This window comes from Faecalibacterium sp. Marseille-P9590, assembly GCF_017377665.1.
Lineage (GTDB): Bacteria > Bacillota > Clostridia > Oscillospirales > Ruminococcaceae > Faecalibacterium.
Genome location: NZ_JAFREF010000012.1, coordinates 78,489 through 88,106, shown reverse-complemented (window position 1 = coordinate 88,106; position 9,618 = coordinate 78,489). Strand labels below are relative to the sequence as shown.

The following is a 9,618-nucleotide window of genomic DNA, read 5'->3' as shown; positions in this document are numbered from 1 at the left end:
AGACTCAGAAGTCATTCTTTTGTCTCAGCGCTTGGCGCTCAAGTATAATACCATACGCCGGGCCGGATGTCAACACTTTTTTGCAAGTTTTTTCAGGTTTTTTCGCGCTGACTCAAATCGGCTTCATCCTCTTGGATTCTTCAGGCAAAGTCTTTTGTTTTTTATAATGTATTATATAAGGGGGTACAGTATAGACAATGGCCTTTATTACCCCGCGGAAAGCACTACTTCCTTTGCGCAGATTGTCAAGAGGTTTCGTCTCAAATTTTGTTCCGGAAATTTTCCTCTATTTTTGGCGAAAGCTACAAAACACAAAATGTAGTGGTTCTTCCATTGACATATCACTAAATAGTGATATGATAGTATCAACGACCAATGAGAGTTGCGGGTGCCTCTTGTATCAGGAGACACCCGTTCACACTGTATACGCGAAACAGGAGGAGCGCTATGAAGATCATCAAACGCAACGGTGCGGAAGTGCCTTTCGATATTACCAAGATCATCACCGCTGTTACCAAGGCCAGCGATTCGGTAGGCGGCAAGGCCCGTCTCTCCCGGGAGCAGATCACTGACATCGCCGCAGCTGTGACCGACCAGTGTCAGGCACTCAACCGCGCTGTCAGCGTGGAAGAGGTACAGGATATGGTGGAAAACCAGCTCATGGACATCAAGGCCCATGACATCGCCCGCCACTATATCACCTACCGCTATATCCAGAGCCTCAAGCGCCAGACCAACACCACCGACGAGCGCATCCTGAGCCTCATCGAGTGCCAGAACGAAGAAGTCAAGCAGGAGAACGCCAACAAGAACCCCACCGTCAACAGCGTCCAGCGCGACTATATGGCCGGTGAGATCTCCAAAGACCTGACTGCCCGCCTGCTGCTGGACCCGGAGATCGTTAAGGCGCATCAGGAAGGTCTCATCCACTTCCACGACTCCGACTATTTTGCCCAGCACATGCACAACTGTGACCTCGTCAATCTGGACGATATGCTCCAGAACGGCACCGTCATCTCCGGCACCTATATTGAGAAGCCCCACAGCTTCTCCACCGCCTGCAACATCGCCACCCAGATCATTGCACAGGTGGCTTCCAACCAGTATGGCGGCCAGAGCATCAGCCTGACCCATCTTGCCCCCTTCGTGGACGTCTCCCGCAAGAAGATCGCCGCCGAGGTCGAGGCCGAGATGGAGGGTCTGGATGTCTCCACCGAGCGCAAGCGTGAGATTGTGGAACGCCGTCTGCGCAACGAGATCAACCGCGGCGTCCAGACCATCCAGTATCAGGTCGTCACCCTCATGACCACCAATGGTCAGGCCCCCTTCATCACCGTGTTCATGTATCTGGGCGAAGCCCGCAACGCGCAGGAGAAAGCTGACCTCGCCATCATCATCGAGGAGACTATCCGTCAGCGCTATCAGGGCGTGAAGAACGAGGCCGGTGTCTGGATCACCCCCGCCTTTCCCAAACTCATCTATGTGCTGGAAGAGGACAACATCCACCCCGGTGACCCCTACTACTACCTGACCGAGCTGGCTGCCAAGTGTACCGCCAAGCGGATGGTCCCCGACTATATCTCCGAGAAGAAGATGCTCGAGCTGAAGGTAGACAAAAACGGCGAGGGCCACTGCTACACCTGCATGGGCTGCCGCAGCTTCCTGACCCCCTATATTGACCCTGAGACCGGCAAGCCCAAGTATTATGGCCGCTTCAATCAGGGCGTCGTGACCATCAATCTGGTGGACGTGGCCCTCAGCTCCGGCGGCAACTTTGATAAGTTCTGGAAGATCTTTGACGAGCGTCTGGCCCTCTGCCACCGCGCTCTGCAGGCCCGCCACAAGCGCCTGCTGGGTACCCCCAGCGACGCCGCCCCCATCCTGTGGCAGTACGGCGCACTGGCCCGCCTCAAGAAGGGCGAGAAGATCGACAAGCTGCTCTTCGGCGGCTACTCCACCATCAGCCTCGGCTACGCCGGCCTGTATGAGTGCGTAAAGTATATGACCGGCAAGAGCCACACCGACGCCGGCGCAAAGCCCTTCGCCCTCAGCGTGATGCAGCACATGAACGACAAGTGCAACGAGTGGAAGAAGGCCGAGAACATGGACTACTCCCTCTATGGCACCCCGCTGGAATCCACCACCTACAAGTTCGCCAAGTGCCTGCAGAAGCGGTTCGGCATCGTACCCGGCATCACCGACAAGAACTATATCACCAACAGCTACCATGTCCATGTCTCCGAGCACATCGACGCCTTCACCAAGCTGAAGTTTGAGAGCGAGTTCCAGAAGCTGTCTCCGGGCGGTGCCATCAGCTATGTGGAAGTCCCCAATATGCAGGACAACCTCGAGGCGGTCATGAGCGTGCTGCAGTTCATCTACGACAACATCATGTACGCCGAGTTGAACACCAAGTCCGACTACTGCCAGTGCTGCGGCTACGACGGCGAGATCAAGATCGTCGAGGACGACGGCAAGCTGGTGTGGGAATGCCCCAAGTGCGGCAACCGTGACCAGAACAAGCTGAATGTCGCCCGCCGCACCTGCGGCTATATCGGCACCCAGTTCTGGAACCAGGGCCGGACGCAGGAGATCAAGGATCGGGTGTTACACTTGTGACCCTCTCAGGCGCTTCGCGCCAGCTCTCCCAAGGGGAGAGCCATTGGCAAGCTACCCAAGCACAAAAAAATTGCAAGGCAAAGCAGCGTGCTCTGCTTTCAGGTCTGATTTATGAATTACGCGACTATTAAATATTACGACATCGCCAACGGGCCGGGCGTCCGCACCAGCGTCTTCGTTTCCGGCTGCCGCCACCACTGCCCCGGCTGCTTCAATGAGGTGGCATGGGATTTCGGCTATGGCCAGCCCTTCGACAAGCCCGTCCGCAACGAGGTGTTCGCCTCCTGCAAGCCGGACTATATCACGGGCCTCTCCCTGCTGGGCGGCGAGCCGATGGAGCCGGAGAACCAGCGGGAACTGGTGACCTTCGTGCAAAATTTCAAAGCCCTTTACCCGAAGAAAACGGTCTGGTGCTACTCCGGCTACACCTGGGAGCAGCTGACCGGCAAAGTCCCCTGCCACGCGCGGTGCGAAGTCACCGACGAGCTGCTGAGTCTGCTGGATGTGCTGGTGGATGGCCGCTTCGTGGAGGCTGAGCACGACATCTCCCTCCGCTTCCGGGGCAGCCGGAACCAGCGTCTGCTGGATGTTCCCAAGTCCCTCGCCGCCGGGCAGCCGGTGTGGTGGCAGGACGAAAAAGTGTTCTCCACCCATACGATGGAACGATAAAACATAGCAATTCAACTTTTTAATGCAACAGCAACAGCGTTGAATTGCATATCGCAAATATGCTGTTATCCTGTTGCGTTATTTTCTTGACTTGCGATAAAAAGCGCAGATTTTCCACAACGAGCCTCTCCGCTCGTGGAAGATCTGCGCCTTTTCTTATTCTCTGCTTCCCACCATATCCTCAATGGCCCGCAGGAACGCCATGCCATAGCGGGCGGCTTTCTTTTCGCCGACGCCGGTGATGTTTAAAAACTCATCCATGCTCAGGGGCTTGCTCTGGACCATCTCGCGGAGGGTAGCGTCGCTGAACACCATGTAGGCCGGAACATTCTGCTTTGCCGCAAGACGCTTGCGGAGGGCGTAGAGCGCGGCCAGCAGCTTCTCGTCTGCCTCGCTGAGGTCGCCGCCGGCAGCAGCACGGCGGGCCGACAGCCGCCGGGAGTTGGCCGCAGCCCTCTGCTTCGCGGCGGCAGCGCGCTGTTCCACCTCCTGCGCATTCTGCTCGGCAAAGAGGCAGCAGGAACAGTTGCCGCACTTTTCAGGTGCGGCCTCGCCGAAATAGTTCAGCATGAACCGCCGCAGGCACTTCTGAGTGGTGGAGTAGAAGGTCATATACTTGAGCCGCTCTTCCGCCTTGCGGGCGGCCTCGGCCTTGACGTCGGCGGGCAGGCCGTTGTCCGCTTCCATCTCTTTGTCGATGAAGAAGCGGATGGTTCGCACATCCGTACCGGAATAGAGCAGGATGCAGCGGGACGGCAGACCGTCGCGGCCCGCGCGGCCCGCCTCCTGATAGTAGCTTTCCAGATCCTTGGGCATATTGTAATGGATGACGAACCGGACGTTGGGCTTGTCGATGCCCATGCCGAAGGCGTTGGTCGCCACCATGATTTGAACGCGGTCGTAGAGGAAGTCGTCCTGATTCTTCCGGCGCACCTCGGCGTCCAGCTTGGCGTGGTAGGCCGCTGCCCGGATGCCCCGGCTCTGGAGCAGGCGGGCCGTCTCGTCCACCTGCTTCGTAGTGCTGCAATAGACGATGCCCGCGTTGTCGCCCTCCCGGAGCACAAGGTCCAGCAGCTCCTTCGGCTTCTGGCTGGGCAGGGCGCGGCGCGTCTCGAAGTAGAGGTTGGGCCGGTCGAAGCCGGTCGTCACCTCATAGGGCTGATGGAGCTCGAGATGGCTGCGGATGTCGTCCCGTACCCGGGCCGTCGCCGTGGCCGTGAACGCGCCCACCACCGGGCGATTCGGCAGGCTGTCCACGAACTCCTTGATGCGCAGATAGCTGGGGCGGAAGTCCTGCCCCCACTGGCTGATGCAGTGGGCCTCGTCCACCGTCACCATGCTGATGAGCTTTTCCTGCGCGAAGCGCTGGAAGCCCGGCATTTCCAGCCGCTCCGGGGCCACATAGATGATCTTATACCAGCCCTCCCGGGCGCGGCGGAGCATGAGGGCCTTCTGGTTGTCGGTGAGGCTGTTGTTGAGGAAAGCCGCCGCCACACCGGCCTGCACCAGCGCCCCCACCTGGTCTTTCATCAGGCTGACCAGCGGCGACACCACGATGGTGATGCCGGGCAGAAGCAGGGCCGGCACCTGATAGCAGATGGATTTGCCCGCGCCGGTGGGCATCACCGCCAGCACATCCTGCCCGTCCAGCAGCCGCCGGACGATGTCCTCCTGTCCGGGGCGGAAACTGTCGTAGCCAAAAACTTTTTTCAAGATAGAATGCGGGTCTGCCATGGGTGCCTCCTGCGTTTTTCAAATCTGTATCCGTATTATTATAGCACAGCCCGGCCCGAAATGGTATCAGATCGCTCTTCTGTCGTCGTTTTTTGGCAGGTATTTGCTGGTGTTCCTAGCTTTTTGTGCGCGAAAATGCTATAATAAGAATACATATCTCCATCTCCGGCCCATTTTGTTCTGAACATGGCCGGGCAAGCACGATAAGGAGCTTATTTTTATGCAACAGAAACTCATTACTTTTGCCGTCCCGTGCTACAACTCGGCGGCATATATGCGCCACTGCATCGAAACGCTGCTCTCCGCCGGGGAGCAGGCTGAGATCATCCTCGTGGACGACGGTTCCGTGAAGGACGAGACCCCGGCCATCTGCGACGAGTACGCTGCCAAGTACCCCACCATCGTCAAGGCCATCCATCAGGAGAACGGCGGCCACGGCGAGGGCGTCAACCAGGGCATCCGCAACGCCACCGGCCTCTACTACAAGGTCGTGGACAGCGACGACTGGCTGGACACCGACGCCCTCCAGAAGGTGCTGGCCCGCCTGCACACCCTCGTGACCCGCGGCACCGCCCCCGACCTCATGATCTGCAACTATGTCTACGAGCACACCGAGGACGGCACCAGCCACACTGTGCGGTACACCAACATCTTCCCGCAGGAGCGTCTGTTCACCTGGATGCACGTCGGCCACTTCCGCCCCGACCAAAACCTGCTGATGCACTCGGTCATGTACCGCACTGAGGTGCTGCGCAAGTGCGGCATGGTGCTGCCCAAGCATACCTTCTACGTGGACAACATCTTCGTCTACCAGCCTCTGCCTTTCGTCAAGACCATGTATTATATGGACCTCGACCTCTACCGCTACTTCATTGGCCGCGCCGACCAGAGTGTCAACGAGAGCATCATGGTCAAGCGCGTGGACCAGCAGCTCCGCGTCACCAAGCATATGATCGACTGTCAGGACCTCGACGCCCTCAAGGGCGAGAAGAAACTGCGCGCCTATATGCTCCACTACCTCTCCATGATGATGGCCGTCAGCGACATCTTCCTGCTGCTGGACGGCAGCGCCGAGGCGAAAGAAAAGCAGAAGGGCCTGTGGCAGTATCTGCGCGAGCACACCAGCGCCGCAGTCTACCGCTCCATCCGCTTCGGCTTCGGCGGCGTGACCAATCTGCCCTTCCCCAAGGGCGACGCCATCGTGGTGGGCGGCTACCGCATCGCACGGAAGATCTTCAAGTTCAACTGAATTCACGATTGTTGCATACAACAGGGTCACTGCGCAGGCAGCGGCCCTGTTTTTTTGCCCTTTTCGGCCATTTGTTAAGGGATCTTCAATTTTGCTGCCTGAATGGTGCGCAACGTCGTGCTCTTCTCGGTGCTGGTGTATGAGCTGGTAGGCCCCACCCTCACCAAGCTGGCGCTGACCGCCGCCGGCGAGATCATCCCCGAGGGCCGCACCAATGCCCGTATGGCCAACAAGCCCGCGTTCCCGGTCTCCCTCGACGAAGTCTGCATATGACAAACGGCACTCCGAACTGCTTCGGAGTGCCGTTTCTGTTTGCTTTACTTTAAGATGACTTCACCATTTTCGGCATCCACCGTCAGGCTGCCGCCCGCTTTCAGGGTGCCGTCGATGATGCGCTCGGCAGCGGGGTCCTCCACAGCCTTGCGGATGACGCGGCGCAGGTCGCGGGCGCCGAATTTGCCGCCCTGACTCTTGGCCACGAGGGCAGAGAGAGCCGCCGGAGTGTAGCTGTAAGCGATGCCCTTGGCCTCCATGCTGGGCTTGTACTCATCCAGCATGAGAGCCGCGATGCCTTCCAGCGTCTGCTGGTTCAGCGGCTTGAAGGCGATGACCTCATCCACACGGCCAAGGAACTCAGGCCGCAGGAACTGGCTCAGAGCCTTGCGGGTCTTTTCCTCACTCAGCTGCTCCTCGCTCTTGTTGAAGCCGAGGCCGGAGGTCGTCTTGTCGCTGCTGCCGGCGTTGGAGGTCATGCAGATGACCGTATTGGAGAAGTCCACCGTCCGGCCCTGTGCATCGTTGATCTTGCCCTCGTCGAGGATCTGGAGCAGGATGTTCATAACGTCGGGGTGGGCCTTTTCGATCTCATCGAACAGCACCACGCTGTAGGGGCGGCGGCGCACCTTTTCGGTGAGCTGGCCGGCCTCTTCGTAGCCCACATAGCCCGGAGGCGAACCGATCATGCGGGACACCGCATATTTCTCCATATACTCGCTCATGTCGAGACGGATAAGCGGGTCGGGGCCGTCGAAGAGCTGGTTTGCCAGCTGCTTGACCAGCTCCGTCTTGCCGACGCCGGTGGGGCCGACGAAGATGAAGCTTGCGGGGCGGCGGCGGCCCGACAGGTCGGCGCGGCTCCGCTTGACGGCCTGTGCCACCAGATGGACGGCCTCGTCCTGACCGATGATCTTCTTTTTCAGCTCGGCTTCCAGCCCGGCCAGTTTGACGAACTCCGTCTCCTGGATCTTCACCGCCGGGATGCCCGTCCACAGCTCAATGACCTTTGCCACATCGTCCATGGTCACTTTTATCTCGCTGGCAGCAGCCTGCTTTGCGGGCAGCTCTGCCTCGAGCTTGGCGATGCGGGTCTTCCGCTGGGCCACCTGCTCATAGTCGATGGCCTCATTGACGTCGGAGGACTCCATGTCTGCCTCTTCCTGTCTGAGACCGTCCAGCTCCTTCTGCATCTCGAGATACTCCGAGATGACCGGGTGGGCGAGATTGCAGCAGGCGCAGGCTTCGTCCAGCAGGTCGATGGCCTTATCGGGCAGGTAGCGGTCCGTGATATACCGCTCACTGAGGGTGACGATGGCACTCAGCACATCGGCATCCACCTGCACATGGTGGTGCTCCTCGTAATACTTCTTGATGCCGTTCATGACGGCCAGCGTATCGGCCACGCTGGGCTCTTCCACGCGGACAGGCTGGAAGCGGCGCTCAAGGGCCTGGTCCTTCTCGATATACTTGCGGTACTCGTTGAAGGTAGTGGCGCCGATGACCTGTATCTCACCGCGGGAGAGGGCAGGCTTGAGGATGTTGCCCGCGTTCATGGCACCCTCGCTCTCACCGGCGGAGGTGATGGTGTGGATCTCGTCAATGAACAGGATAATGTTGCCAGCGGCCTTGACCTCGCTCAGCAGGCCCTTGACCCGCTGCTCGAACTGGCCGCGGAACTGGGTGCCGGCCACGAGGCTGGTCAGATCCAGCAGGAAGATTTCCTTATCCTTCAGACCCACAGGGACATTGCCCTTGGCGATGCGCTCCGCGATGCCCTCGGCGATGGCCGTCTTGCCGACGCCCGCCTCACCGATGAGGCAGGGGTTGTTCTTCTGGCGGCGGCTCAAAATCTGAATGGTGCGGTAGATCTCGCGGTCGCGGCCCACGATGTCGTCGAGCTTGCCCTCCCGGGCTTTGCGGGTCAGGTTCTCGCAGTAGGTGTCGAGGAATTTGCGGCGGGGCGGCTTTTTGCCGTTCTTCTGGGCCTTTTTGCTGTTTCCGGCATCGCCCTCCGCCTTGACGCCCAGCGGGAAGGTAGCGCTGGAGCCGGGGACAAGGTCGTCGTCCCCTTCGTTCTCCTCGCCGCCCATGGGCTGGCCCATATTCATCATGAGGGAGAGGGGGTTTGCGTCTCCCATCTCATCCATCATGCTCTCCATCCGGTTTTCCATGTTATCCATGTCCTCGTCGGACATACCGAACTGCTTCATCAGGTCTTCCACCGGCTTGATGTGCAGCTCACGCGCACAGTGCAGGCAAAAGCCCTCATTTTTCATCTGGCCGTTCTCCATCCGCTGGACGAAGATGATGGCCGGACGTTTCTGACAGCGATTGCAGACCATATAGGTTCCTCCTAAAGCTCCCTTTTACAAGAAGGGGTTGAACAGATTGAATGCTTTATAGTAAAGGCTGCTGCTCATGACCGTATCGTTCAGGACGGTCAGATTGCCGCCGGTGATGACGATGACGGCCCACACCACACAGAGCACCAGATAGATGTCCATGGTGCTGGCGACACAGCCGGTGACCCAGCCCAGCCAGCGGTTGACGGTGCCGATGACCGGCAGCCGGTTGACGAGGCCCAGCACGGTGACCAGCATACTCACCAGCATCCGCAGCAGGGCAAAGGCCACGAAAAAGAGCACGACCGAGATGACCGGCGTGAGCAGCGGAGCCAGCACCTTCTGGACGATGGCGTCCGCCAGCACCACGGCGTTGTCGCTGAGTACAGCCGAGATGGAGCGCTCGCAGGTCTCCACGATGGAGGCGCGGAAGCTCTCGGGCAGAAAGCCCGCGTACTTGTCCGCGATGCCGGTCAGGTCCACGACCCCTCCGGCCGAGATGCTCTCCGCGATCTGGGTACGGAAGCTCCCGGCCAGAAAGCGCTGGAACACCTCGGCAGCCGCCCAGCCCGAAAAGACCCGGGCGCCCACGAGGCTGAAGACATTCCCGCCCAGCTGGACACTGGATGCGAGAAAGCCCTTGCGGGCATAGCGCACAGCCAGAAGCAGCCAGACCACGGTACATACTATATCAAAAAGAAATGACGGATTCTTGAACATACCTTGTTT

The 9,618-nt window shown here is 59.1% G+C and carries 7 protein-coding genes; 4 read left to right on the top strand and 3 right to left on the bottom strand.

Features of this window, described 5'->3' with window-relative positions; translation table 11 throughout:
* Positions 1 to 447 precede the first annotated feature (447 nt).
* Positions 448 to 2,619 (top strand): anaerobic ribonucleoside-triphosphate reductase, encoded by a 2,172-nt coding sequence (nrdD, locus tag J3349_RS12125; RefSeq protein ID WP_207677589.1) that lies wholly within the window; start codon positions 448 to 450, stop codon positions 2,617 to 2,619.
* 111 nt (positions 2,620 to 2,730) lie between these two features.
* Positions 2,731 to 3,288, top strand: coding sequence for an anaerobic ribonucleoside-triphosphate reductase activating protein (gene nrdG, locus J3349_RS12120; RefSeq protein WP_207677588.1), 558 nt, complete (start codon positions 2,731 to 2,733; stop codon positions 3,286 to 3,288).
* Positions 3,289 to 3,444: 156 nt separating this feature from the next.
* Here the strand turns inward: nrdG and J3349_RS12115 are convergent, their stop codons facing one another.
* On the bottom strand, positions 3,445 to 5,022 hold the full coding sequence (locus J3349_RS12115; protein WP_158396022.1) for a RecQ family ATP-dependent DNA helicase: 1,578 nt from the start codon (positions 5,020 to 5,022) through the stop codon (positions 3,445 to 3,447).
* Between the two features lie 220 nt (positions 5,023 to 5,242).
* Between J3349_RS12115 and J3349_RS12110 the strand changes: the two genes are divergently transcribed.
* Positions 5,243 to 6,271 (top strand): glycosyltransferase family 2 protein, encoded by a 1,029-nt coding sequence (locus J3349_RS12110; RefSeq protein WP_158396020.1) that lies wholly within the window; start codon positions 5,243 to 5,245, stop codon positions 6,269 to 6,271.
* Between the two features lie 102 nt (positions 6,272 to 6,373).
* Positions 6,374 to 6,544, top strand: coding sequence for a hypothetical protein (locus J3349_RS12105; protein ID WP_242699640.1), 171 nt, complete (start codon positions 6,374 to 6,376; stop codon positions 6,542 to 6,544).
* A gap of 44 nt (positions 6,545 to 6,588) precedes the next feature.
* Here the strand turns inward: J3349_RS12105 and J3349_RS12100 are convergent, their stop codons facing one another.
* Together J3349_RS12100 and J3349_RS12095 are read right to left on the bottom strand one after the other, a co-directional pair.
* Entirely contained in the window at positions 6,589 to 8,889 is a 2,301-nt protein-coding gene (locus J3349_RS12100; RefSeq protein WP_207677587.1) for an ATP-dependent Clp protease ATP-binding subunit, read from the bottom strand.
* 24 nt (positions 8,890 to 8,913) lie between these two features.
* Positions 8,914 to 9,609, bottom strand: coding sequence for a hypothetical protein (locus J3349_RS12095; protein ID WP_207677586.1), 696 nt, complete (start codon positions 9,607 to 9,609; stop codon positions 8,914 to 8,916).
* Positions 9,610 to 9,618: the final 9 nt, after the last annotated feature.

Coding starts and splice junctions, on each gene's coding strand:
- nrdD (WP_207677589.1), top strand. CDS start 448: ATGAAGATCATCAAACGCAACGGTGCGGAAGTGCCTTTCGATATTACC.
- nrdG (WP_207677588.1), top strand. CDS start 2,731: ATGAATTACGCGACTATTAAATATTACGACATCGCCAACGGGCCGGGC.
- J3349_RS12115 (WP_158396022.1), bottom strand. CDS start 5,022: ATGGCAGACCCGCATTCTATCTTGAAAAAAGTTTTTGGCTACGACAGT.
- J3349_RS12110 (WP_158396020.1), top strand. CDS start 5,243: ATGCAACAGAAACTCATTACTTTTGCCGTCCCGTGCTACAACTCGGCG.
- J3349_RS12105 (WP_242699640.1), top strand. CDS start 6,374: ATGGTGCGCAACGTCGTGCTCTTCTCGGTGCTGGTGTATGAGCTGGTA.
- J3349_RS12100 (WP_207677587.1), bottom strand. CDS start 8,889: ATGGTCTGCAATCGCTGTCAGAAACGTCCGGCCATCATCTTCGTCCAG.
- J3349_RS12095 (WP_207677586.1), bottom strand. CDS start 9,609: ATGTTCAAGAATCCGTCATTTCTTTTTGATATAGTATGTACCGTGGTC.